The organism is Rhodoferax sp. BAB1 (assembly GCF_013334205.1).
In the GTDB taxonomy this organism is placed as follows: Bacteria; Pseudomonadota; Gammaproteobacteria; order Burkholderiales; family Burkholderiaceae_C; genus Hylemonella.
Genome location: NZ_CP054424.1, coordinates 2,910,870 through 2,935,048, shown reverse-complemented (window position 1 = coordinate 2,935,048; position 24,179 = coordinate 2,910,870). Strand labels below are relative to the sequence as shown.

Here is a 24,179-nt window from a genome sequence, read left to right as displayed (position 1 = left end):
GTTCGGAGTCTCCCGCCTTGCCCGCGCGCTCAGGGGTAGTGTCTCGATTTCGCAACCCCTGCGTCAGTCCTGTGAAAGACGGTACGTTCGCGCGCCATAAATTTTGGCCGGAACCCGTGGCCGGGCCTGCAATGCGGGTATAACAGCAGGCCAGAAGAAACTAGCGCAGGCCCAGCTTGCCAGGAGACAAGAAGTGAAAGCCAAACCAGGAAAGGTGTCCGTGTCTTCCAAAGCCAAATCTGCAGTGGGCAAGGTCAAACCGGCCCCCAAGAAAGCTGCTGCCAAGCCGGCGACCAAGGCCAAACCGGCCGTGAAGACTGCCAAACCTGTGGCGGCCAAGAAGGCTGTGAGCAAGCCGCCTGCCAAGAAGGCGGCGGCCAAACCGGCCCCCAAGAAAACGGCTGCCAAACCGGCGGCCAAGAAGGTTGCTGTCAAGGCGGCCGCCCCCAAGAAAGCTGTTGCCAAACCGGCGGCCAAAGCCGGCAAAACCAGCGCCAAAGCACCGGTCAAGGCGCCTGCCAAGACCCCGGTCAAGGCGGTGGTGGCCAAGTTGCCGGTCAAGGCGCCTGCGCCCCTGCCGGTGAAGGCGACGCCGGCCATGCCGGATTCGCCCGCGCGCACGGCCAAGGCCTCGGCCCGTCTGGCACAGCTGACCGTTCCCTCCATGGCCCAGTCGGTGGCATCCACCGCTGTCAAGGCCAGTTACACCCCGACCATGTCCCAGACCCTGATTGCTCCCCCCCTGCCTTCCTCCGTCAAAAAAGACCCCAAGCTCGTCAACAACTGGAAGACCAAGCCGGGCGAAACCCTGAGCGACGACGAACTCGTGGCCATGCCGGACAGCGAGTACATGAACGACAAGCAGCTGGCCGCCTTCCGCGTGCGCCTGCAGCGTCTCAAGCAGGACATCCTGAACAACGCCGGCGAGACCACCGAGCACCTGCGCGAGGACACCGTCATCGTGCCGGACCCGGCCGACCGCGCCACCATCGAGGAAGAGCACGCGCTGGAACTGCGCACGCGCGACCGCGAGCGCAAGCTGCTCAAGAAGATCGAGCAGTCGATCGGCCGCATCGACGCCGGTGACTACGGCTACTGCGACGAGACCGGCGAGCCCATCGGCGTGGGGCGCCTGCTGGCCCGGCCCACAGCCACGCTCTCGCTGGAAGCCCAGCAGCGGCGCGAACTCAAGCAGAAAATGTTCGGGGATTGATCCGGAATTCAGGCCCCGAATGACGCGCACCGCATAATCCAGACATGGCAGAAGAGGAAAACCGGTCCGGCTTGTTGTCCAAGGTGGCCAAGTTCGTGCGCAATCCGACCAAGGATTGGTCCGAACTCGACCAGAAGGAGCCGGAGGCCGACAGCGGTTACAGCAAGGAGGCGCTCAAGGAGATGATCGAGCGCAAGCGGCAGAACGACTTCGTGCGCAAGCGCGAATTCGACCACCTGCGCAAGCTGCGCCGACGCGAACCGCTGGGCCCGGCCGACCAGGCCGGCCGCCCCTCCTTCTTCCAGAGCAGCCTGACCTCCAACCACGACGACCGCGCCGAGACCCTGAAGAAGATCGACGAGATCGAGGCGCAGATGTCGCGCCAGTGGTGGAAGGGCAAGGAAGCCGCCTCACGTGCCGGCGCCTTCCCCGTCTCGTCAACGGGCCTGCGGCCCGATGCCGGGCCGACCGAACCCGCCTCGACCACAGCGCCCGACGCGGCGGCAAGCCATTCCGAGCCCGAGGACAGCCGCTTCGAGCCGACCGAGGCCTCGGCCCTGCGCCCCAACAGTTCCCAGTGGGCGGATGGCCCGTCCGGCGGTGAATACCCGCCCACCCAGCTGGCCGAGGCCGCCCCCACCATGCCGGCGCCGATGGCCATGCGGCAGGCGTCCCCTGCGGCGGGCGGGCGCACCCCCGCCAGCCGTTCGCAAGGCCTGCAACCCATGGCCGCCCGCGCGCCCATGGGCGCCGGTTTTTCGACCCAGCGCCTGTACGCTGCCGTGCCGTCCGACAACCTGACCGACCCGGATCTGGAGGACGCTGCCATTCGCTTCGCCAATGGCGACGATGCCGGTGCCGAGGAGAGCCTGCTGGCCGTGCTGAATGGGGACAATCTGCGTCCCGATCTGGCCGAGACCTGGATGTCGGCCCTGTTCGACCTCTACCGCGCCACCGGGCAGCAGGCGCGTTTTGACAGCGTGGCCATCGAGTTCGCCAACCGTTTCGGTCGTTCGGCGCCGGCCTGGTTCTCCACACCCGACCTGCTGAGCCGCTCCAAGGTCAGCGTGGCGCCGGTCAGTGCGCGTGCCAGCACTTCGGCCGCCAGTGCGCCGGACTGGAGCTGCCCGGCCGAGCTGAGCGCCGCGGCCCTGGAAGAACTGCAGACCCTGATGCGAGTGCCCGGTACGCTGGTGCTGGACTGGCAGGCCTTGTCGGTCATCGGCCTCGATGCTGTGTCCGTGCTGGCCCGCCTGGTGGCCCAGTGGTGCGTCACGCCGGCTGCCCTGGTCTTCCGCGGCCAGGCCAGCCTGGAGCGGGCGCTCCAGGTGATCACGCCTTCGGGCGACCGTACCGTCGATCCCCTGTGCTGGCAGCTGCGCATGGATGCGCTGCGCATCATGCGCCTGCAGGACGCCTTCGAGCTGGTGGCGCTGGACTATTGCGTGACCTACGAGGTCTCGCCCCCCTCCTGGCAGGAGCCGCGCTGCAGCTGCGAACTGCAGGGGGCCATGGATGCCGCCGAGGCCGAAGCCGAAGCCATCCGCTCCAGCTGGGATGCCCCGCACTCTACCTGGGACGACCCCTTGCAGAACCTGACCGTGCCGGTCGGCCTGGAAGACCAGCCACCGGCGGTGGTTGAACTCTACGGCGAGATCCTGGGCGATGCCGCCGAAGTGCTGGCCCGGCTGGAAGCCGGCATGGGGGGCGCCACCCGCATGGTGGTCTCCTGTGCCCGCCTGATCCGCGTGGATTTCTCGGCGGCCGGCAGCATCCTGAACTGGGTGGCCGAGCAGCAGGCCCGCGGCTGCCAGGTGCAGTTCCGCGACGTCAATCGCATCGTGGCCGCCTTCTTCAACGTGATCGGCATCTCCGAACACGCGCGCGTCGTTCCGCGCGCCGCGTAGAGACGCCCACCCCCGACCCTCCCCCACTTCGTGTGGGTCGTATCCCCCCTCAAGGGGGCGCACCCGATGGCCCGGCAAAGCCGGTTCCATGGGTGCTTGGACATAGACCCCATGCACCCTAGGTCGGCATTCGGATGCCGGACAATACGGCCATGGAACAATTTCACGGCACCACCATCGTCAGTGTGCGGCGCCAGACGGCTGCCGGCCTGCAGGTCGCCATCGGCGGCGACGGGCAGGTCACGCTGGGCAATATCGTCGTCAAGGGCACGGCGCGCAAGGTGCGCAAGCTCTACCACGGCAAGGTGCTGGCCGGTTTTGCCGGCGCGACCGCCGATGCCTTCACGCTCTTCGAACGCTTCGAGGCCAAGCTGGAGAAGCACCAGGGGCATCTGCAGCGCGCGGCGATTGAACTCACGCGCGACTGGCGCACCGACCGCGTGCTGCGCCGCCTGGAGGCCATGCTGGCCGTGGCCGACCGCGAGTGCTCGCTCATCATCACCGGCAACGGCGACGTGCTGGAGCCGGAAAACGGCGTGGTGGCCATCGGCTCCGGTGGCGCCTACGCGCAGGCCGCGGCCATCGCCCTGCTCAAGCACTCCGAGCTGGGCGCACGCGACATCGTCAAGCAGTCGCTGGAGATTGCCGGCGAACTCTGCATCTATACCAACCTGAACCACACGATCGAGACGCTGGACTGAAGCTTCCACGTCCCGGTCTGCACGCCCGATACCGACATGTCCTCCATGACCCCGCAGGAGATCGTCTCCGAACTCGACCGCCACATCGTCGGCCAGGCCGATGCCAAACGCGCCGTGGCCATCGCCTTGCGCAACCGCTGGCGCCGCCAGCAGGTGGACGCCGCGCTGCGCCCGGAGATCACGCCCAAGAACATCCTGATGATCGGCCCCACTGGCGTGGGCAAGACCGAGATCGCACGCCGCCTGGCGAAGCTGGCTGATGCCCCTTTCATCAAGGTCGAGGCCACCAAGTTCACCGAGGTGGGCTATGTGGGCAAGGATGTGGACTCCATCATCCGCGACCTCATGGAGGTGGCCGTCAAGCAGACGCGCGAAACGGAGATGAAAAAGGTGCGCATGCGCGCCGAGGATGCCGCCGAGGACCGCATCCTCGACGTCCTGATCCCGCCGCCGCGCCATGAAGCGGCCGTGTCGGAACCTGCGTCCGACAGCACGGCGCGCCAGGTCTTCCGCAAGAAGCTGCGCGAAGGTCAGCTGGACGAGCGCGAGATCGAACTCGACCTGGCCGAGCCGCGGCCCCAGCTCGAGATCATGGGGCCGGCCGGCATGGAGGACATGGCCGAGCAGTTGCGCGGCATGTTCGGCCAGCTCGGTGCGGGCAAACGCAAGGCACGCAAGCTGAAGATCGCGGAAGCCATGAAGCTGCTGGTCGACGAAGAGGCGGGCAAGCTGGTCAACGAGGAAGAGATCCGCGCCCAGGCGCTGGCCAATGCCGAGCAGAACGGCATTGTCTTCATCGACGAGATCGACAAGGTCACCTCGCGCTCCGAGGGCAGCGGCACGGCCGAGGTCTCGCGCCAGGGCGTGCAGCGCGACCTGCTGCCGCTGGTGGAGGGCACCGCGGTCTCCACCAAGTACGGTGTCATCAAGACCGACCACATCCTCTTCATCGCCTCCGGCGCCTTCCACCTGAGCAAGCCCAGCGACCTGATCCCCGAACTGCAGGGGCGCCTGCCGATCCGCGTGGAGTTGCAATCGCTGTCGGTGCAGGACTTCGAGGCCATCCTGACGCAGACGCACGCTTCCCTGGTGCGCCAGTACCAGGCCCTGCTGGCCACCGAAGGCGTGACGCTGGTGTTCGCCCCCGAGGGCATCACGCGCCTGGCGCAGATCGCCTATGACGTGAACGAGCGCACCGAGAACATCGGCGCGCGCCGCCTGGCCACGGTGATGGAACGCCTGCTCGACGAGGTGAGCTTCAACGCGACGCGTCTTGAGGGACAGACCGTGCGTATCGATGCCGCCTATGTCGACGCGCGCCTGGCCGACCTCAGCCGCAACGAAGACCTGTCGCGCTACATCCTCTGAAAACGGGGCCCGGGCCTGTTCTTGCGTACATGGCTCCGGCGAGGGCGTGTCCCGGCGTCGCATTTTTGCGCCGCAGCCGGCTAGTGAGGCCTGCCGGGATGTCCCTTCAAGCATCACATTCATAACGTTGGCTAAGTGCTTAATTTAGAAAGACATTTCACGCCGGAGAATTGTGTGAAAGTGTTTCTAAGTCATTGATTTCATTGAAATTTTTCTTGTTCCCCCTTGTCTGCTGGTGTTTTGCTGCTACAGTGCAAAAAAGTGGAATTAAGTGGTAAAAAGTGCGTCTGCGCTTTTCTCCCTCCCGTACTGGTGCAGAAAAAGGGGTAGTGCGCGTGTTTCAAGGGGCTTCGTCGCTGAGTCTGGATGCCAAGGGGCGGCTGTCTGTGCCGACCCGGCACCGTGACGTGCTCAGCGCGACGGCCGCCGGCCAGCTCACCATCACCAAGCACCCGCACGGTTGCCTCATGGTCTTCCCGCGCCCCGAGTGGGAGAAGTTCCGCGAGCGCATTGCCGCGCTGCCCATGGCGGCCCAGTGGTGGAAGCGCATCTTCCTGGGCAATGCCATGGATGTGGAGATGGACAGCACCGGCCGTGTGCTGGTCTCGCCCGAGTTGCGCGCCGCCGCCGGCATCACCCGCGACACCATGCTGCTGGGCATGGGCAACCACTTCGAGCTCTGGGACAAGGCCACGTACGACGCGCAGGAGGCCCAGGCCATGCAGGGCGACATGCCCGACGTCTTCAAGGACTTTTCCTTCTGAAAGAAGACGGTGGAACAAGCCCCATGGACACACACCACCGTCTTGTTGAACGAAGCGATCGAAGCCTTGCTCAACAAGCCGGACGAGTTGGCAGCGGAGCCGGCCGACGGCCACTACGTGGATGCCACCTTCGGCCGCGGCGGACATTCCCGCCTGCTCCTGTCGAGGCTGTCGCCACAAGGGCGGCTGACCGCCTTCGACAAGGACCCGGCCGCCATCACCGAGGCGCAGACCATCGCGGACCCGCGTTTTGCGATCCGGCACCAGGGCTTCCGTTACCTGGGCGAGCTGCCGTCGGCCAGTGCGGCCGGCGTGCTGATGGACCTGGGCGTGAGCTCGCCCCAGATCGACGACCCCACCCGCGGTTTCAGCTTCCGTTTCGACGGGCCGCTGGACATGCGCATGGACACCACGCGGGGCCAGAGCGTGGCGCAATGGCTGGCGACAGCCGAAACCCGAGACATCGCGGAGGTGATACGTGACTACGGTGAAGAACGGTTTGCTGGCCAGATTGCAAAGGCGATTGTCGCGCGCCGACAGGAACGGGGCCCAGTTTCAACCACCGGCGAACTGGCCCAGCTCGTGGCTGACACGGTCAAAACCCGCGAGCCGGGCCAGAACCCTGCAACGCGCACATTTCAGGCTCTTCGGATTTTCATCAACGCCGAGCTTGAGGAGCTGCAAGAAGCGCTAGCGGCGAGTCTCGATGTACTGCAACCCGGAGGACGGCTGGTCGTGATCAGTTTCCATTCGCTGGAAGACCGCATCGTCAAACAGTTCATCGCGCAACACTCGCGCGAGGTCTACGACCGCCGTGCGCCTTTCGCCGAGCCGAAACCCATGAAGCTGCGCTCGCTCGACCGCATCAAGCCCTCGGCGGCCGAGGTGGCGGCCAACCCCCGCGCGCGCAGCGCCATCATGCGTGTGGCCGTGAGGACAAAAGCATGACCAGAGTGAATCTCGTCCTGCTGCTCGCCGTGCTGGCCAGCGCGCTCTATCTGGTGAGCGTGCAGTACGATTCGCGCCGCCTGTTTGCCGAGATCGACCGCGCCGTGCTGGAGGCGCGCCGCATCGAGACCGAGCGCGAGCAGCTGGAGCTGCAAAAGCGCCAGCAGGCCACGGTGCAGCGTGTCGAGAAGCTGGCCAAGGACAAGCTGGACATGCGCGCGGCCACGCCCGCCATCACCGACTACGTGAGCTACCAGCCCTACAGCGGCAGCGTTCCGGCCGCCGCTGTCGTGCAGCCGCGGGTCTCCGGGGGGCGCTTGCAATGAGCAGTCGCGGCATCCAGTACACCTCCAGCCCGCTGCTGGCCAGCCGCACGCCGGTGTGGCGCAGCAAGTTCGTGGTGGCCATGATCGCGCTGGCCTTCGTGGTGCTGGCCGGGCGCGCGGCCTACATCCAGGTGCTGTCCAACGACTTTTTCCAGAAACAGGGCCAGGTGCGTTTTGCGCGCACGCTGGAGCTGCCGGCCAATCGCGGCCGCATCCTGGACCGCAACGGCCAGATCCTCGCCACCAGCGTGCTGGCGCCCAGCATCTGGGCCATCCCCGAGGACATCGAGCGTGACCCGAAACAGCTGCAGCGCCTGGCGCGGCTGCTGGAGATGCCGCTGTCCGATCTCAACCGCAAGCTGGAGGACGAGGACAAGACCTTCGTCTGGCTCAAGCGCCAGGTTGATGAGGGCGTGGCGAAGCAGATCGCCGCGCTGGAGATCAAGGGCGTCTACCAGCGCAAGGAGTACAAGCGCCAGTACCCCGAGGGTGAGGTCGCCGCGCACCTGGTGGGTTTCACGAACGTGGAGGACCATGGCCAGGAGGGCGTGGAACTGGCCTTCAACCAGACGCTGGCCGGCAAACCCGGCTCGCGCCGTGTCATCAAGGACCGCCTGGGCAGCGTGATCGAGGCGGTGGGTGCGCAGGTGCCGCCGGTCGAGGGGCGCGACGTGCAGCTGTCCATCGACAGCAAGATCCAGTTCTTCGCCTATCAGCGCCTCAAGCAGGCGGTGCGCGAGCACCAGGCCAAGGCCGGCAGCGTGGTCGTGCTGGACGCCCAGACCGGCGAGATGCTGGCGCTGGCCAACTACCCCAGCTACACACCGGGCAAGCGCCAGGGTTTCAAGGATGCCTTGCGCAACCGCGCGCTGACCGATTCCTTCGAGCCTGGTTCGACCGTCAAGCCCTTTGTGGCCGCGCTGGCGCTGGAGAAGGGCGTGGTGTCACCTTCGAGCACGATCCAGCTCAGCAGCAGCGGACGCATGAACGTGGGCAACGCCACCATCAGCGACACCCACGCGCATGCGATGCTGACCCTCAACGAAGTGGTGCAGAAGTCCAGCAACATCGGCATGGTCAAGCTGGCCCTGCAGATGCCGGCGCGCGACCTGTGGGAGATGTACAGCCAGGTCGGTTTCGGCCAGCGGCCCCAACTGCCCTTCCCGGGCGCCGTCAGCGGCCGCCTGCGGCCCTGGAAGACCTGGAAGCCCATCGAGCACGCCACCATGAGCTATGGCTACGGCCTGTCGCTGAGCCTGGTGCAGCTGGCCCACGCCTACACGGTGTTCGCCCACGACGGCGAGATCATCCCCGTCACCCTGCAGAAGGCGCAGGGCCCGGTCAGTGGCGTGCGCCTGCTGCAGGCGCGTCACGCCCGCGCCGTGCGCCACATGCTGCAGCTGGCCACCGGGCCGGGCGGCACCGCGCCCAAGGCGCAGACCATGGGCTACTCGGTGGGCGGCAAGACCGGCACCGCGCGCAAGCAGGAAGGCCGGGGTTACGCCGACAAGAAATACCGCAGCTTCTTCGTGGGCCTGGCGCCGGTCGCCAAGCCGCGCATCATCGTGGCCGTCATGATCGACGAGCCCGATGCCGGCAAGTACTACGGCGGCGACGTGGCCGCCCCCGTGTTCAGCGAAACCGTGCAGCAGACCCTGCACCTGCTGGGCGTGCAGCCCGACATCGAGGTCACGCCGCAGATCGTGGCGCAGGCCGGGGAGGGTCTCGCATGGTGACCCTGCTGCAGACCCCGGTCCAGGCCGCCCAGTGGCTGCAGGGCCGCGTGCGTGGCACGCTGCAGACCGACAGCCGGCAGGTGGGGGCGGGCGACGGTTTCATCGCCTGGCCCGGTGCCGCGCGTGACGCTCGCCAGTTCGTGCCGGGTGCGCTGGCGCAGGGCGCGCTGGCCTGTCTGGTCGAGCGGGACGGCGTCGAGCCCTACGGTTTTGTCGATGAGCGCGTCGCGAGTTACCCGGGGCTGAAAGCCGCCAGCGGTCCGATCGCTGCGGCCTACTACGAACAGCCTTCGCAGCAGATCGATGTCCTGGCCGTCACCGGGACCAATGGCAAGACCTCCACCAGCTGGTGGCTGGCCCAGGCGCTGCAGGCCCTGAGTCCGCCGCTGCCCTGTGGCCTGATCGGCACCCTGGGGGTGGGCCGTGTGCCGGCGCCTGGCGCACCCGAAGACACGTCCATCGTCAGTACCGGCCTGACCACACCCGACCCGGTGCTGCTGCAGCAGACCCTGCGCCGTTTTGCCGACGAGGGGCTGGTCGCCTGCGCCATCGAGGCCTCGTCCATCGGCATCGCCGAGCGACGCCTGGACGGCACGCACATCCGCACCGCCATCTTCACCAATTTCACGCAGGACCATCTCGATTACCACGGCAGCATGGCCGCCTACTGGTTGGCCAAGGCCGGGCTGTTCGACTGGCCAGGCCTGCGCGCCGCCGTCATCAACCTCGACGACCCGAAGGGTGTCGAGCTGGCCGCGACCCTGTCCGCGCGGGCCCTCGATGTGTGGACGGTATCGCTGCGCCGCGAGGCGGGTGCGCGGCTGAGCGCGCAGGACATCCGCATGGGCAGCCAGGGTGTGCACTTCACCGTCTGCGAAGGCGGCGAGCGCATCGCGCTGGCCACGCAGGCCCTCGGCGACTACAACGTCAGCAACCTGCTGGGCGTCATCGCCACGCTGCGCACGCTGGGCGTGTCGCTGGCCGCCGCCGTCGAGGCCTGCCGCGTGCTGCGTCCGGTGCCGGGCCGCATGGAGTTCCAGGGCGGCGACGGATTGCCGCTGGCCGTGGTCGATTACGCGCACACCCCCGATGCGCTGGCCCAGGTGCTACAGGCCCTGCGTCCGCTGGCCGAGCAGCGTGGCGGCCGGCTGTGGTGCGTGTTCGGCTGCGGCGGTGACCGCGATCCGCACAAACGCCCGCTCATGGGGGCGGCCGCGGCGCGGCATGCCGACCGCGTGGTACTGACCAATGACAACCCGCGCAGCGAGGCCCCCGAGGCCATCGTGGCGCAGATCCGCCCGGGGCTGGCCGGCCTGGGCGCGACGGAGATCGTGTTCGATCGTGCGCAGGCCATCACCGGTGCGCTGCGCCAGGCTGCGGCGAACGACGTGGTGCTGGTGGCCGGCAAAGGCCACGAGGACTACCAGGAAACGGCGGGCGTGCGCCTGCCTTTTTCCGACCGGCAGCAGGTGGGCCTGGCGCTGCAGGCGCGCAGGCTGGGGGCAGCGGCATGAGCGCCCACACCGTCATGTTCAACCTGCAGCAGGCCCAGCCTTGGCTGGCTGGTGCGCGCCTGGTCGGGGACGGCTTGGTCGGTGTGCAGCGTGTGCACAGCGACACGCGCACCCTGCAGCACGGCGATCTGTTTGTGGCGCTGCAGGGTGAGCGTTTCGACGGCAACAGCTTCCTGGCCCAGGCGCAGCATGCCGGCGCGGTGGCCGCGCTGTGCAGCGACGAGGCGGCACTGCGCGCCAGCGGCCTGAGTGGACTGGTGGTGGCCGACAGCAAGCTGGCACTGGGGCAACTGGCCACGGGCTGGCGCGCTCAGTTCAAGCTGCCGCTGATCGCCGTCACGGGCAGCAACGGCAAGACCACGGTGACGCAGATGATCGCGGCGATCCTGCGGGCCTGGAAACCGCAGGCCACGCTGGCCACCGAAGGCAATCTGAACAACGAGATCGGCGTGCCGCTCACGCTGCTGCGCCTGCGCGGCACGCACCAGCAGGCGGTGGTCGAACTCGGCATGAACCACCCGGGCGAGATCGCCCAGCTGGCCGGCATGGCCCAACCCACGGTGGCGCTGGTCAACAACGCACAACGCGAGCACCTGGAATTCATGGCCACCATCGAGGCCGTGGCGCGCGAGAACGGCTCGGTGATCTCGGCGCTGGGGGCCAGCGGCACGGCCGTGTTCCCGGCGGACGATGCGTACAGCGGCCTGTGGCTTGAACTGGCGGGCGCCCGGCCGCATCTGAGCTTCGCGATCACGTCGCAGACCGATGCAGCCGATCTCAGTTGTGCTCCGCCGCAATGGATGGGCACGGCCTGGCAGGTCCAGGCGCGCACGCCGGCCGGACCTCTGGCGTACACGCTGCGCGTGGCCGGCCTGCACAACGTCAAGAACTCCCTGGCTGCTGCCGCCTGCGCACTGGCCGCCGGTGTGCCCCTGTCCCACATCGTGCTCGGGCTGGAGGCCTTCGAGCCGGTCAAGGGCCGGTCACGGGCGCTGGCCCTGCAGCTCGGTGGCCGCACCCTGACCCTGGTGGATGACAGCTACAACGCCAACCCGGATTCGGTGCGCGCGGCCATCGAGGTGCTGGCCGGCCTGCCCGGTCCGCGCCTGCTGGTGCTGGGCGACATGGGCGAGGTCGGCAGCGAGGGCCCGCGTTTCCATGCCGAGGTCGGCGCCTATGCGCGCGAGCGCGGCATCGAGCAGCTCTACGCCCTGGGCGAGCAGACGGCGCAGAGTGTGGCGCATTTCCAGGGCGGCCGTCATTTCGACGACGTCGAGGCCCTGAACGCCGCCGTGCTGCAGGCCTTGCCGACGCTCGCGAGTGTGCTGGTCAAGGGCTCGCGTTTCATGCGCATGGAGCGGGTGGTGCAGGCCGTGAGTGCCCACGCCGAACAGAACAAGGAAGAACATCATGCTGCTTAGCCTGGCCCAGTGGCTCCAGTCCATCTCGCCCGAATTCGGTTATTTCCGGGTCTTCCAGTACCTGACTTTCCGCGCCGTCATGGCGGCGCTCACCGCCCTGCTGATCGGCCTGATCGCCGGGCCCTACGTGATCCGCCGCCTGACCGAACTCAAGATCGGGCAGCCGGTGCGCGGCTACGGCATGGAGACCCACCTGTCCAAGAGCGGCACGCCCACCATGGGCGGCGTGCTGATCCTGCTGGCCATCGGCATCTCGACCCTGCTGTGGTTCGACCTGTCCAACCGCTTTGTCTGGATCGTGCTGCTGGTCACGCTGGGCTTCGGCGCGATCGGCTGGGTGGACGACTGGCGCAAGGTGGTCAACAAGGACCCCGAGGGCATGCGTTCGCGCGAAAAATATTTCTGGCAGTCGGTGATCGGCCTGATCGCCGCCTTCTACCTCGTCTTCTCGATTTCGGGCAGCAGCAACCAGGGCGTGTGGGAGCTTTTCATGACCTGGGTTCGTTCGGGTTTCTCGGTCGAACTGCCGGCGAAAGCCGGGCTGCTGCTTCCTTTCTTCAAGCAGGTCAGCTACCCGCTGGGTGTGATCGGTTTCGTCGTGCTGACCTACCTGGTCATCGTCGGCGCCAGCAATGCGGTGAACCTGACCGACGGCCTGGATGGCCTGGCCATCATGCCGGTGGTGATGGTGGGCTCGGCGCTGGGCGTCTTTGCCTACGTCACGGGCAGCGCGGTCTATTCCAAGTACCTGTTCTTCCCGCACATTCCCGGCTCGGGCGAGCTGCTGATCTTCTGTGCCGCCATGGCCGGCGCCGGCCTGGCCTTCCTCTGGTTCAATGCGCACCCGGCCCAGGTTTTCATGGGTGACGTCGGTGCCCTGGCCCTGGGCGGTGCCCTGGGCACCATCGCCGTGATCGTGCGCCAGGAGATCGTGCTGGCCATCATGGGCGGCATCTTCGTGGCCGAGGCGCTGTCGGTGATGCTGCAGGTCTCGTACTTCAAGTACACCAAACGCAAATACGGCGAGGGCCGGCGCATCCTGAAGATGGCGCCGCTGCACCACCATTTCGAGAAGAGCGGCTGGAAGGAGACCCAGGTGGTCGTGCGCTTCTGGATCATCACCATGCTGCTGTGCCTGGTGGGCCTGTCGACTTTGAAATTGCGATGAACGAAAACGACTTACCCGACGATCAGCCCCGGCCGCTGCCGCCTCAGGACGAGGCGGCTTCGGCGTTTTTGCCGGCTGATGAACCCATGCAGGCGCCGGTGGAGCTGCCGGCCGAGGTGCCAGGCGATCTGCCTGTGCCGCCGGCCGGCAAGCCGGCCAAGCGTGCCTTGCCCGAGACGCTGACGGCAGCGCAGGATGCCAAGGCCTTCGTGGCCCAGCTCTTTGCGGATGTGGCTCAGGCCGAACCCGCTGCGGCGACCGAGACGCTACCCGAGGCCAACGCTGAGCCCACAGCTGTCGAGTCGCCCGCGGAACCCGAGGCCGTCGCCGCGGTGCCGGTGTCCTCGCTGCAAGGGCAGCACGTGCTCGTGCTGGGCCTGGGCGCTTCGGGCCTGGCCATGGTGTGCTGGTGTGTGCGCCAGGGTGCGCGCGTGACCGTGGCCGATACGCGCGAGGCGCCGCCGCAACTCGTGACGCTGCAGGCCGAGTTGCCGCAGGTGAGCTTCCGCGCCGGAGCTTTCGAGGCCAGCCTGGTCGAAGGACAGGACATCCGCGCCGTTTTCAAGAGCCCGGGCCTCTCACCCGCAGCCGTGGCGCCGGTCTGGTTGGCGGCACAGGCCATGGGCCTGTGGACCGGCGGCGAGCTGGATCTGTATGCCGCCGCCTTGCGCGAACTGCAGGCCGAGCGCGGCTACGCGCCCAAAGTGCTGGCGGTCACGGGGACCAACGGCAAGACCACGACGACGGCGCTGACGGGCCAGCTGATCGAACTCGCCGGCAAGAGCGTTGCCGTGGCCGGCAACATCGGCCCCAATCTGCTGGACGTGCTGACGCAGCGGCTGGAGGCGGAGACTTTGCCCGAGGTCTGGGTGCTGGAGCTTTCCAGCTTTCAGCTCGACGGTGTGTCGGGCTTCGAGCCCACGGCCTCGGTGGTGCTCAACCTCACCCAGGACCACCTGGACTGGCACGGCAGCATGGAAGCGTACGGGGCGGCCAAGGCGCGCATCTTCGGCAGCCAGGGTCTGATCGTGCTCAACCGCGACGACGCGGCCGTCATGGCCATGCTGCCCGAGCCCCTGCGGGCCAAGCTGCAAAAACCCAAATACCGCGTCTACACGACCTTCGGTGCCGACATGCCGCAACGCCCGGGCGACTACGGCATCGAGCTGGTCAACGGCATGGCCTGGCTGGTGCGCGCGCAGGAGGCCGACGAGACGCAGAAACGGAAAAAGGGCGAAGAAGAGGAGATCTTCATCCAGCGCCTGATGCCGGCCGACGCGCTGCGCATCCGCGGCCGCCACAACGCCACCAACGCACTGGCGGCGCTGGCCCTGGCCCAGGCCGCAGGCTGCGCGCTCGGCCCCATGCTCTACGGCCTGCGCGAGTACCGCGGCGAGCCGCACCGGGTGGAGCCCGTGGCCATCGTGAACGAGGTCGAGTACTTCGACGACAGCAAGGGCACCAATGTCGGCGCCACCGTGGCCGCGCTGACCGGCCTGGGGACCGAGCGCCGCATCGTCGTCATCCTGGGCGGTGACGGCAAGGGCCAGGACTTTGCGCCGCTGTTTGCCCCGGTGCAGCGCTACGCGCGTGCCGTCGTGCTGATCGGGCGCGACGCACCGGCCATACGCCTAGCGGTGCAGGGCACGGGCGTGCCCCTGCTGGACGCGGGCACCTTGCCCGAGGCCGTGGCCCTGGCCCGCGCGCAGGCGCAGGCGGGGGATGCCGTGCTTCTGTCGCCGGCCTGCGCCAGCTTCGACATGTTCAAGGACTACGCGCACCGCGCCAGCGTTTTTGTCGAAGCGGTGCAGGCCCTGTCGAACGAGGGGGGGCTGGCATGACGGTATTGGCGCAACGCATTCGTGGCTGGTTCGGCGGCGCGCCGGCGAGCGATGCGCTGCCCGTGCGCCTGGGGCCGCAGGGTTACGGTCGCAGCGGCAGCCAGCCGGTGCGCCTGTCCGATTTCGACCATGCCCTGGTCTGGGTGGTGGTGGCCTTGCTGGCCTGGGGTCTGGTGATGGTGTATTCGGCCTCCATCGCCTTGCCCGACAACCCCAAGTTCGGGCGTTATGCCCACACGCATTTCCTGACGCGTCACCTGCTCTCGCTGGTGGTGGCCTTCGTGGCGGCGCTGATCGCCTTCCAGATTCCCATGGCCCGGTGGGAGAAGCTGGCGCCCTGGCTGCTGGTGGCCGCGCTGGTGCTGCTGGTGGCGGTGCTGATCCCCGGCATCGGCAAGGGCGTGAACGGCGCGCGGCGCTGGATTGCCCTGGGCATCACCAACTTCCAGCCCTCGGAGCTGGCCAAGCTGGCCGTGCTGCTCTACGCGGCCGATTACATGGTGCGCAAGATGGACGTGAAGGAGCACTTCTTCCGCGCTGTCGCCCCCATGGGCGCGGCCGTGGCCATCATCGGCCTGCTGCTGCTGGCCGAGCCCGACATGGGCGCCTTCATGGTGATTGCCGTGATCGCCATGGGCATCCTGTTCCTGGGCGGGGTGAACGCCCGCATGTTCTTCCTGATCGCCGCCATCCTGCTGGTGGCCTTCGTGCTGATGATCGCGCTGAGCGAGTGGCGGCGCGAACGCATCTTTGCCTACCTCGATCCCTGGGACGAGCGCCACACCCTGGGCAAGGGCTACCAGCTCTCGCATTCGCTGATCGCCTTCGGCCGCGGTCAGATCTTCGGCGTGGGCCTGGGCGGCAGCGTGGAGAAGCTGCACTGGCTGCCCGAGGCGCACACCGACTTCCTGCTGGCCGTGATCGGCGAGGAGTTCGGTCTGCTGGGCGTGCTGAGCATCATCGCCATGTTCTTCTGGCTCACGCGGCGCGTCATGCACATCGGACGCCAGGCCATCGCGCTGGACCGCGTCTTCGCCGGCCTGGTCGCGCAGGGCGTGGGCGTGTGGATGGGCTTCCAGGCCTTCATCAACATGGGCGTGAACCTCGGCGCCCTGCCGACCAAGGGCCTGACCCTGCCCTTCATGAGTTACGGCGGTTCGGCCATCCTGATGAACATGGTGGCGGTGGCCATCGTGCTGAGAATCGATTACGAAAACAGACAACTTATGCACGGAGGTCGGGCATGAGTTGTCTGTTTCATCAAAACACGGCACTGCGCGCAGCGCAGCATGACGCGGTACGCGACATGACTGATGCACGGAGGCAGATCATGAGTTGCCGGGTTCACCAAAACAGACATTGCGCGCCGCGCAGCATGGCGCGGTACGCGCCATGGCTCATGCACGGAGGTCGGTCATGACCGAACGCTGCGCATTGGTGATGGCTGGCGGCACGGGGGGGCATATCTTCCCGGGCTTGGCCGTGGCCGAGGCCCTGCGTGAGAAGGGCTGGCGCGTGCACTGGCTGGGCAACCAGGCCGGCATGGAAGGCCGGCTGGTGCCGCCGCGCGGTTTTGCCTTCGAGTCCATCGACTTCGGCGGCGTGCGTGGCAAGGGGCCGCTCACGCTGGCCCTGCTGCCGCTGCGCCTGCTCAAGGCCTTCTGGCAGAGCATCCAGGTGGTGCGCCGTGTGCAACCCGATGTGATCATCGGCCTGGGCGGCTACATCACCTTCCCGGCCGGGATGATGGGCGTGCTGCTGGGCAAGCCCCTGGTGCTGCACGAACAGAACTCGGTGGCCGGCCTGGCCAACAAGGTGCTGGCCGGTGTGGCCGACCGTGTGTACACCGCCTTCCCCGGCGCGATCAAGCAGGGGCTGTGGGTGGGCAACCCTTTGCGTGCCGCCTTCCTGCAGCAGGCGCAGCCGGCCCAGCGCTTTGCCGGCCGCAGCGGGCCGCTGCACCTGCTGGTGGTCGGTGGCAGCCTGGGGGCGAAGGCCTTGAACGAGGTGGTGCCACGCGCGCTGGCCCTGATCCCGGCCGAGCAGCGCCCGCAGGTCATCCACCAGAGCGGCGCGACGCAGATCGATGCGCTGCGCGCGAACTACGCCGCAGCCGGTGTGCAGGCCGAGCTCACGCCCTTCATCGAGGACACGGCGCAGGCGTTTGCCGCGGCCGATCTTGTGCTCTGCCGTGCCGGGGCCAGCACCGTGACCGAGCTTGCCGCCGTCGGCGCCGCTGCGGCGTTTGTACCCTTCCCGGCGGCGGTGGACGACCACCAGACGAGCAATGCGCGTTTCCTGGTGGACCAGGGCGCGGGGCTGCTGCTGCCCCAACAGGAACTGACCCCTGAACGACTGGCCGATCTGCTGCAGAACCTCGATCGCGGCACGCTGCTGCGCTGGGCCGAGCAGGCACAGGGCCAGGCCCAGACCGAGGCCACCGCACAGGTGGTCGCCGCCTGCGAGGAGCTGGCACGATGAAACACGCGATCAAGAAAATCCATTTTGTGGGCCTGGGTGGTGCCGGCATGTCCGGCATTGCCGAGGTGCTGCACAACCTGGGCTACGGCATCTCAGGCTCGGACCTGAGCGACAGCGCGACGCTGCGTCGTCTGGCTGCGCTGGGCATCCGCACCTGTGTGGGCCATGCGGGCAGCCACATTGAAGGGGCTGACGCCGTGGTGACCTCGACCGCCGTCAAACCCGACAACCCCGAGGTGCTGGCCGCGCGCGAGAAGAAGATACCCGTGGTGCCGCGCGCCGTGATGCTGGCCGAGCTGATGCGCCTGAAGCAGGGCATCGCGATTGCCGGTACGCACGGCAAGACCACCACCACCAGCCTGGTGGCCAGCGTGCTGGCCGAGGCCGGGCTGGACCCGACCTTCGTGATCGGCGGCCGCCTCAACAGCGCCAACGCCAATGCGCGTCTGGGCAGCGGTGACTACATCGTGGTCGAGGCCGACGAGAGCGATGCCTCCTTCCTGAATCTGCTGCCGGTGATGGCCGTCGTGACCAATATCGATGCCGACCACATGGAAACCTACGGGCATGACTTCGGCAATCTCAAGAAGGCCTTTGTCGATTTCCTGCACCGGATGCCTTTCTACGGCACGGCCATCCTGTGCACGGACGACGCCGCGGTGCGCGAGATCGTGCCCGAGGTGAACTGCCCCATCACCAGCTACGGTTTCAACGAGGGCGCGCAGGTGCGGGCGGTGAACGTGCGGGCCGTGGCCGGGCAGATGCATTTCACCGCGCAACGGCGCAACGGCGTGGTGCTGCCGGACCTGGACGTGGTGCTCAACCTGCCGGGCCGCCACAACGTGCTCAACGCCCTGTCGGCGATTGCGGTGGCAGCGGAGCTGGATGTCGCCGACGCCGCGCTGCTCAAGGCCCTGGCCGAGTTCAAGGGCGTGGGCCGGCGTTTCCAGCGTTACGGCGAGGTGCCGGCCAAAGACGGCGGCACGTTCACGCTGATCGACGACTACGGGCATCACCCGGTGGAGATGGCGGCCACGCTGGCCGCGGCGCGCGGCGCCTTCCCCGGGCGGCGCCTGGTGCTGTCCTTCCAGCCGCATCGCTACACACGCACGCGCGATTGCTTCGAGGATTTTGTCAAGGTCATCGCCGAGGCGGACGCCGTGCTGCTGGCCGAGGTCTACGCCGCGGGCGAGGCGCCCATCGTGGCGGCCGACGGGCGCAGCCTGGCGCGCGCACTGCGCGTGGCCGGCAAGCTGGAGCCGGTGTTCGTGGACGACATCGCGGCCATGCCGCAGGCCATCCTGGACAACGCGCGTGCGGGTGACGTGGTGATGTGCATGGGGGCGGGCTCCATCGGTGGGGTGCCGGCCAGGGTGGTCGAGTTGACGGGAAGTGGCAAGAAGTGAGCAAGGAACAAATGAATCTGGGCAAGGTGGCCGTCCTGATGGGCGGGTCTTCCGCCGAGCGCGACATCTCCATCATGTCGGGCACCGGCGTGCTCAAGGCGCTGCAGTCGCGTGGCGTGGACGCGCACGCCTTCGACCCGGCGCAACGTGATCTCTCCGAGCTCAAGCGTGAGGGGTTTGCGCGTTGTTTCATCGCGCTGCACGGCCGCTTCGGCGAGGACGGCACGGTGCAGGGCGCGCTGGAACTGCTGGGCATCCCCTACACCGGATCGGGCGTGATGGCCTCGGCCATTGCCATCGACAAGGTCATGACCAAACGCATCTGGCTGGCCGAGGGCCTGCCCACGCCGCAGTGGCGCAAGGTGGCCAGCGCCGAGGCCGCACGCGCCGCCTTCTCGGCGCTGGGCGCACCCATGATCATCAAGCCGGCGCGCGAGGGCTCGTCCATCGGCCTGACCAAGGTGCAAACGGCCGACGAATGCGAGGCCGCCTATGCCAGGGCAGCGCAGGTCGACGAACAGGTGCTGTGCGAGCAGTTCATCAGCGGCGAGGAGGTCACGGTGCCCGTGCTGGGCAGCGGGGTGCAGGCGCGTGCGCTGCCCGTGATCCGCATCGTGGCGCCCGACGGCAACTACGACTACCAGAACAAGTACTTCACTGACGAGGTGAAGTACCTCGTGCCCTGCGGCCTGCCCACGGGCGAGGAAGAGCAGATCCAGCAGATCGTGCTGCGGGCCTACCAGGTGCTGGGCTGCCGCGGCTGGGCCCGTGCCGACGTGATGATCGACGCGCGCACGCGCAAGCCCTATCTGCTGGAGATCAACACCTCGCCCGGCATGACCGGGCATTCGCTGGTGCCCATGTCGGCCAAGGCCGCGGGTATCAGCTACGAGGAACTGTGCGTGTTGCTGCTGCAGGCGGCCACGCTCGAGCATGGAGGCGTGCACGCATGAGCTCCAGCCTGCCCGTTCCCCTCGACGTCAAGCTCATGAACCTGACAGCCAATCTGCTGCTGCTCGGTTTCCTGCTGCTGGCGCTGGGTACGGGCGGGCGCTGGCTGATGCAGCACCCGGTGTTCGCGATCCGCGGCCTGACGGTGCTGGGTGACATCAGCCACACCAGCGCGCTGACGCTGCGCGCGCACGTGGGGCCGCAACTCAAGGGCACTTTCCTGACGGTGGACCTCAACGCCGTGCGCCTGGCTTTCGAGTCCGTGCCCTGGGTGCGGCGCGCCGTGGTGCAGCGCGAGTTCCCCAGCCGCCTGCGGGTGGTCCTGCAGGAGCACCAGGCCGCGGCCTACTGGGGCGAGGAGGGCGAGTCCACCCTGGTCAACAGCCACGGCGAAGTCTTCGAGGCCAACCTCGGCGAGATCGAGCAGGACCAGCTGCCGCGGCTGGACGGCCCGGTCGAACAGTCGGCCCAGGTGCTGGCCATGTACCGCGAGCTTTTGCCCCTGTTCGAGGCGCTGGACCTGCCCATCGAGCAGCTGGCCCTGAGCGGGCGCGGCAACTGGCGCGTGCAGCTGGCCAGCGGGGCCAGCCTGGAGCTGGGCAGCGGCGGCGTGCCGGAGGTGACGGCGCGCGCGCGGCAGTTCCTGGGCACGGTGGCGCAGGTGGCGGCGCACCACGGCCGCAAGCTCGACGCGCTGGAGGGGGCCGACCTGCGCTACGCCCAGGGTTATGCCCTGCGCCTGCGTGGCGTGAGCACGGTGACGGCGCAGGACCCGGCCAGGAAAAACTAGGAAAAAAGCAGGACCATCGACATGGCAAAAGAGTACAAGGATCTGGTCGTCGGCCTCGACATCGGCACCGCCAAGGTGATGGTGGTGGTGGCCGAGGTGCTGCCCGGCGGGGAGCTCAAGCTGGCCGGGCTGGGTGTGGCACCCAGCAACGGCCTCAAACGCGGCGTGGTGGTCAACATCGACGCCACGGTGCACAGCATCCAGCAGGCGCTGAAAGAGGCCGAGTTCATGGCCGACTGCAAGATCACGCGGGTCTATACCGGCATCACCGGCAGCCACATCCGCGGCATCAACTCCAGCGGCATGGTGGCGGTGAAGGACCGCGAGGTCAACGCAGCCGACGTGGCGCGTGTGGTGGAGACGGCCAAGGCCATCAACATCTCCTCGGACCAGCGCCTGCTGCTGGTCGAACCGCAGGAATTCATCATCGACGGCCAGGACGTGCGCGAGCCCATCGGCATGAGCGGCATCCGCCTGGAGGCCAAGGTGCACATCGTGACCGGCGCGCAGAGCGCGGCCGAGAACATCATCAAGTGCGTGCGCCGCTGCGGCCTGGAGGTCGAACAGCTCATGCTCAACCCGCTGGCCTCCAGCCTCTCGGTGCTGACGGACGACGAGAAGGAACTGGGCGTGGCCTGCGTGGACATCGGCGCCGGCACCACCGACGTGGCGGTGTTCACGGGCGGCGCGATCCGCTACACCTCGGTGATCCCGATCGCCGGCGACCTGATCACCAGCGACATCGCCATGGCGCTGCGCACGCCGACCAAGGACGCCGAGGACATCAAGGTCGAGAGCGGTTATGCCAAGCAGCTGCTGGCCGACCCGGACATCCAGGTCGAGGTGCCCGGCCTGGGTGACCGCGGCCCGCGCATGCTGAGTCGCCAGGCCCTGGCCGGCGTGATCGAGCCGCGCATCGAGGAAATCTTCTCCCTCGTGCAGCAGGTGCTGCGCGATTCGGGCTGCGAGGAAGTGCTGTCCTCGGGCATCGTGCTCACCGGTGGCAGTTCTATCATGCCGGGCATGGTCGAGCTGGGCGAGGACATCTTCCTCAAGCCGGTGCGCCGCGGTGTGCCGAAGTACAGCGGGGCGCTGTCCGACATGGTGGGCCAGCCGCGCGCGGCCACCGTGATGGGCCTGCTCGAAGAGGCGCGCCTGGCGCGCCTGCGCGGCTACAAGGTGGCGCAGAAACATGGCTCCATGAAAAACGCCGTGGGGCGCGTCAAGGACTGGTTCATCGGGAATTTCTGACCATGAAACACAGACTCTGGCTCGCGCGAGGCAGTCCGCACCACCGGCGGCGGTGTACCGGACCGCCAGGTTCGCGGCATCGACCCGACAGAGCAAACACACACGACACAAGGCAACTGGATTTAAGGAGAACAGCATGAGCATCGAAATGATTGAAGACGCAGCCTTCAACCTGGGCACCCAGATCAAGGTCATCGGCGTGGGCGGCGGCGGCGGCAATGCCGTCGAGCACATGATCGAGCGCGAGGTGCAGGGCGTGGAATTCATCTGCGCCAACACCGACGCGCAGGCCCTGAGCCGCAGCAGCGCGCACAAGGTCATCCAGCTCGGTGGCAGCGGCCTGGGCGCGGGCAGCAAACCCGAGAAGGGCCGCGACGCCGCAGAACTGGCCGTGGAAGACATCCAGAGCGCCATTGCCGGCGCGCACATGCTCTTCATCACTGCCGGCATGGGCGGCGGCACAGGCACCGGTGCGGCGCCCGTGATCGCGCGCGTGGCCAAGGAGATGGGCATCCTGACCGTGGGCGTGGTGACCAAGCCCTTCGACTGGGAGGGCGGTCGCCGCATGACCAACGCCGACGCCGGCCTGACCGAGCTGGAGGCCAACGTCGACTCGCTGATCGTGGTGCTCAACGAGAAGCTGCAGGAAGTGCTGGGCGACGACATCACCCAGGACGAGGCCTTCGCGCACGCCAACGACGTGCTGAAGAACGCCGTGGGCGGCATCGCCGAGATCATCAACGTGCCCGGGCATGTGAACGTGGACTTCGAAGACGTGCGCACCGTCATGGGCGAGCCCGGCAAGGCCATGATGGGCACGGCCGCGGCCAACGGCCCGGACCGCGCGCGTATCGCCGCCGAGCAGGCCGTGGCCTGCCCGCTGCTCGAAGGCATCGACCTGTCGGGCGCCAAGGGCGTGCTGGTGCTGATCACCGCGGCCAAGGGCAGCCTCAAGCTGTCCGAGTCCAAGCTGGCGATGAACACCATCCGTGCCTACGCCTCGCCCGATGCGCACGTGATCTACGGCACCGCCTACGACGACAGCCTGGCCGACCAGATCCGCGTCACCGTGGTGGCCACCGGCCTGTCGCGTCAGGGCGTGCGCCGCACCGCGCCCCCGCTGCAGGTGCTGACCACCACGTTGCGCACCGGCACCGACAACGTGCCTTTCCAGGTGCCCACGCTGAACAACGCCGTGGCCCCGGGCACGGCCGCCCAGGCGCCCGGCGTGGCCCAGCCCGACTACAACGCCATGGCCACGCCCAGTGTCTGGCGCACGCGCGACCGCACCCAGGCCGCGGCCAAGGTGGACGCGCTGTCCTCGGGCGGCATGGATGATTTCGAGATCCCGGCCTTTTTGCGCAAGCAGGCCGACTGAGTGAGGTGACATGCGCCCCGCGGTCTGCAGCGGGGCGCCACTTGGTCTAGGATGGACCGGTTTGTGCTGCCCGATGCCCGCGCATCGGCGGGCGGCGGCGCCACCGGTCCTCAGGAGTGCACCATGAAAACGCAACGCCCCTTCCTCGCACTGGCCCCGGGCCTGGCCCTGCTGCTCACGGCCTGTGCTCTGCCCACGGCGCCCCTGCCCCAGGACACGGTCTATGCCGTGACCCGCCAGCACGAACTGATCCGCTTCAAGGCCGACCGGCCACAGCAGGTGCTCGATCGCCGCGCGCTCAACGGCCTGGCCCCGGGGGACAGCCTGCGGGGCGTCGACTACCGCGTGGCCCGCGGTGTGCTCTTCGCCCTGGCCGACAGCGGCCGCCTTTACACCGTCGACACGGCGCAGGCACGCCTGTTGCCCGTGGCGGCAGCCGCACCCCAGCCCTGGCCCGTCCAGGGGGGCGTGAGCGGCTTCGACTTCAATCCCACGGTCGACCGCATCCGCGTCGTCAGTGCCAGCGCGCAGAACCTGCGCCTGCATCCGGAAACGAATGCCGTGGTGGATGGTGATGCGGCCCAGCCCGGTGTGCAGCCCGACGGCGCGCTGCGTTATGTGGCCGGCGACCGCCATGCGGGCCGCACGCCCGACATCGCCGGCGTGGCCTACACCTACAACCAGAAGAACGAAAAGATCACCACCAACTACGCCATCGACCGTGCGCTGGGTGCGCTGCTCATGCAGGGCTCGGCCGAAGGCGCCGAGCCGGTGGTCTCGCCCAACACGGGCCAGTTGCGCACCGTGGGCCTGCTGGGCACGGGCCCGCTGGCCGAGGCGCACTTCGACATTTCGGACATTGCCAACACGGCCCTGCTGGCGGCCCGGCCCGTCGGCCAGACACAGACGCGTCTGTACCGACTGGACCTGGCCAGCGGGCGCGCCACCGAAATCGGTCTGATCGCTCAGGGCGAGCCCCTGGCGGGTCTGGCCATCGAGCCCTGAGACCGTGACG

20 protein-coding genes are annotated in these 24,179 nt (G+C 67.8%); all 20 read left to right on the top strand.

What is annotated here, in order from left to right; translation table 11 throughout:
• Positions 1 to 220 precede the first annotated feature (220 nt).
• The gene (gene dksA / locus HTY51_RS14100) at positions 221 to 1,213 is read left to right on the top strand and encodes an RNA polymerase-binding protein DksA (protein WP_174253310.1); all 993 of its coding nucleotides are present in this window, start codon (positions 221 to 223) and stop codon (positions 1,211 to 1,213) included.
• A gap of 44 nt (positions 1,214 to 1,257) precedes the next feature.
• A complete protein-coding gene (locus HTY51_RS14095) occupies positions 1,258 to 3,120 on the top strand; it encodes an STAS domain-containing protein (protein WP_174253309.1) in 1,863 nt (620 codons plus the stop codon).
• Positions 3,121 to 3,272: 152 nt separating this feature from the next.
• Positions 3,273 to 3,821 (top strand): ATP-dependent protease subunit HslV, encoded by a 549-nt coding sequence (gene hslV / locus HTY51_RS14090; protein ID WP_174253308.1) that lies wholly within the window; start codon positions 3,273 to 3,275, stop codon positions 3,819 to 3,821.
• Positions 3,822 to 3,857: 36 nt separating this feature from the next.
• Positions 3,858 to 5,189, top strand: a complete 1,332-nt coding sequence (hslU, locus tag HTY51_RS14085; protein ID WP_174253307.1) for an ATP-dependent protease ATPase subunit HslU — start codon at positions 3,858 to 3,860, stop codon at positions 5,187 to 5,189.
• A 335-nt stretch (positions 5,190 to 5,524) separates the two neighbouring features.
• Positions 5,525 to 5,953, top strand: a complete 429-nt coding sequence (mraZ, locus tag HTY51_RS14080) for a division/cell wall cluster transcriptional repressor MraZ (protein ID WP_174254296.1) — start codon at positions 5,525 to 5,527, stop codon at positions 5,951 to 5,953.
• Between the two features lie 45 nt (positions 5,954 to 5,998).
• Positions 5,999 to 6,901, top strand: a complete 903-nt coding sequence (gene rsmH, locus HTY51_RS14075; protein ID WP_371733838.1) for a 16S rRNA (cytosine(1402)-N(4))-methyltransferase RsmH — start codon at positions 5,999 to 6,001, stop codon at positions 6,899 to 6,901.
• Complete coding sequence (gene ftsL / locus HTY51_RS14070) at positions 6,898 to 7,227, top strand: cell division protein FtsL (protein ID WP_174253305.1); 330 nt, start codon at positions 6,898 to 6,900, stop codon at positions 7,225 to 7,227. Before rsmH ends, ftsL begins: the two co-directional genes overlap by 4 nt.
• Entirely contained in the window at positions 7,224 to 8,963 is a 1,740-nt protein-coding gene (locus tag HTY51_RS14065) for a penicillin-binding protein 2 (RefSeq protein ID WP_174253304.1), read from the top strand. Before ftsL ends, HTY51_RS14065 begins: the two co-directional genes overlap by 4 nt.
• Entirely contained in the window at positions 8,957 to 10,477 is a 1,521-nt protein-coding gene (locus HTY51_RS14060; protein ID WP_174253303.1) for a UDP-N-acetylmuramoyl-L-alanyl-D-glutamate--2,6-diaminopimelate ligase, read from the top strand. The genes HTY51_RS14065 and HTY51_RS14060 overlap by 7 nt, the downstream gene beginning before the upstream one ends.
• A gap of 14 nt (positions 10,478 to 10,491) precedes the next feature.
• A complete protein-coding gene (gene murF, locus HTY51_RS14055) occupies positions 10,492 to 11,898 on the top strand; it encodes a UDP-N-acetylmuramoyl-tripeptide--D-alanyl-D-alanine ligase (protein WP_371733874.1) in 1,407 nt (468 codons plus the stop codon).
• Positions 11,888 to 13,066, top strand: a complete 1,179-nt coding sequence (gene mraY / locus HTY51_RS14050) for a phospho-N-acetylmuramoyl-pentapeptide-transferase (RefSeq protein WP_174253301.1) — start codon at positions 11,888 to 11,890, stop codon at positions 13,064 to 13,066. The genes murF and mraY overlap by 11 nt, the downstream gene beginning before the upstream one ends.
• The gene (gene murD / locus HTY51_RS14045) at positions 13,063 to 14,907 is read left to right on the top strand and encodes a UDP-N-acetylmuramoyl-L-alanine--D-glutamate ligase (RefSeq protein WP_174253300.1); all 1,845 of its coding nucleotides are present in this window, start codon (positions 13,063 to 13,065) and stop codon (positions 14,905 to 14,907) included. Before mraY ends, murD begins: the two co-directional genes overlap by 4 nt.
• Positions 14,904 to 16,154, top strand: a complete 1,251-nt coding sequence (ftsW, locus tag HTY51_RS14040) for a putative lipid II flippase FtsW (protein ID WP_174253299.1) — start codon at positions 14,904 to 14,906, stop codon at positions 16,152 to 16,154. Before murD ends, ftsW begins: the two co-directional genes overlap by 4 nt.
• A gap of 169 nt (positions 16,155 to 16,323) precedes the next feature.
• On the top strand, positions 16,324 to 17,388 hold the full coding sequence (gene murG / locus HTY51_RS14035) for an undecaprenyldiphospho-muramoylpentapeptide beta-N-acetylglucosaminyltransferase (protein ID WP_174253298.1): 1,065 nt from the start codon (positions 16,324 to 16,326) through the stop codon (positions 17,386 to 17,388).
• Positions 17,385 to 18,794, top strand: coding sequence for a UDP-N-acetylmuramate--L-alanine ligase (murC, locus tag HTY51_RS14030; protein WP_174253297.1), 1,410 nt, complete (start codon positions 17,385 to 17,387; stop codon positions 18,792 to 18,794). The genes murG and murC overlap by 4 nt, the downstream gene beginning before the upstream one ends.
• 11 nt (positions 18,795 to 18,805) lie before the next feature.
• On the top strand, positions 18,806 to 19,747 hold the full coding sequence (locus tag HTY51_RS14025; RefSeq protein WP_174254295.1) for a D-alanine--D-alanine ligase: 942 nt from the start codon (positions 18,806 to 18,808) through the stop codon (positions 19,745 to 19,747).
• A complete protein-coding gene (locus tag HTY51_RS14020) occupies positions 19,744 to 20,535 on the top strand; it encodes a cell division protein FtsQ/DivIB (protein ID WP_174253296.1) in 792 nt (263 codons plus the stop codon). Before HTY51_RS14025 ends, HTY51_RS14020 begins: the two co-directional genes overlap by 4 nt.
• 21 nt (positions 20,536 to 20,556) lie before the next feature.
• Complete coding sequence (gene ftsA / locus HTY51_RS14015) at positions 20,557 to 21,786, top strand: cell division protein FtsA (protein WP_174253295.1); 1,230 nt, start codon at positions 20,557 to 20,559, stop codon at positions 21,784 to 21,786.
• 136 nt (positions 21,787 to 21,922) lie between these two features.
• Positions 21,923 to 23,164 carry a cell division protein FtsZ gene (gene ftsZ, locus HTY51_RS14010; RefSeq protein WP_174253294.1) on the top strand — a complete coding sequence of 414 codons (1,242 nt, stop codon included), beginning with the start codon at positions 21,923 to 21,925 and terminating at the stop codon, positions 23,162 to 23,164.
• Positions 23,165 to 23,287: 123 nt separating this feature from the next.
• Positions 23,288 to 24,169: a DUF4394 domain-containing protein gene (locus HTY51_RS14005; RefSeq protein WP_174253293.1), complete on the top strand. Its 882-nt coding sequence runs from the start codon at positions 23,288 to 23,290 to the stop codon at positions 24,167 to 24,169.
• Positions 24,170 to 24,179 lie beyond the last annotated feature (10 nt).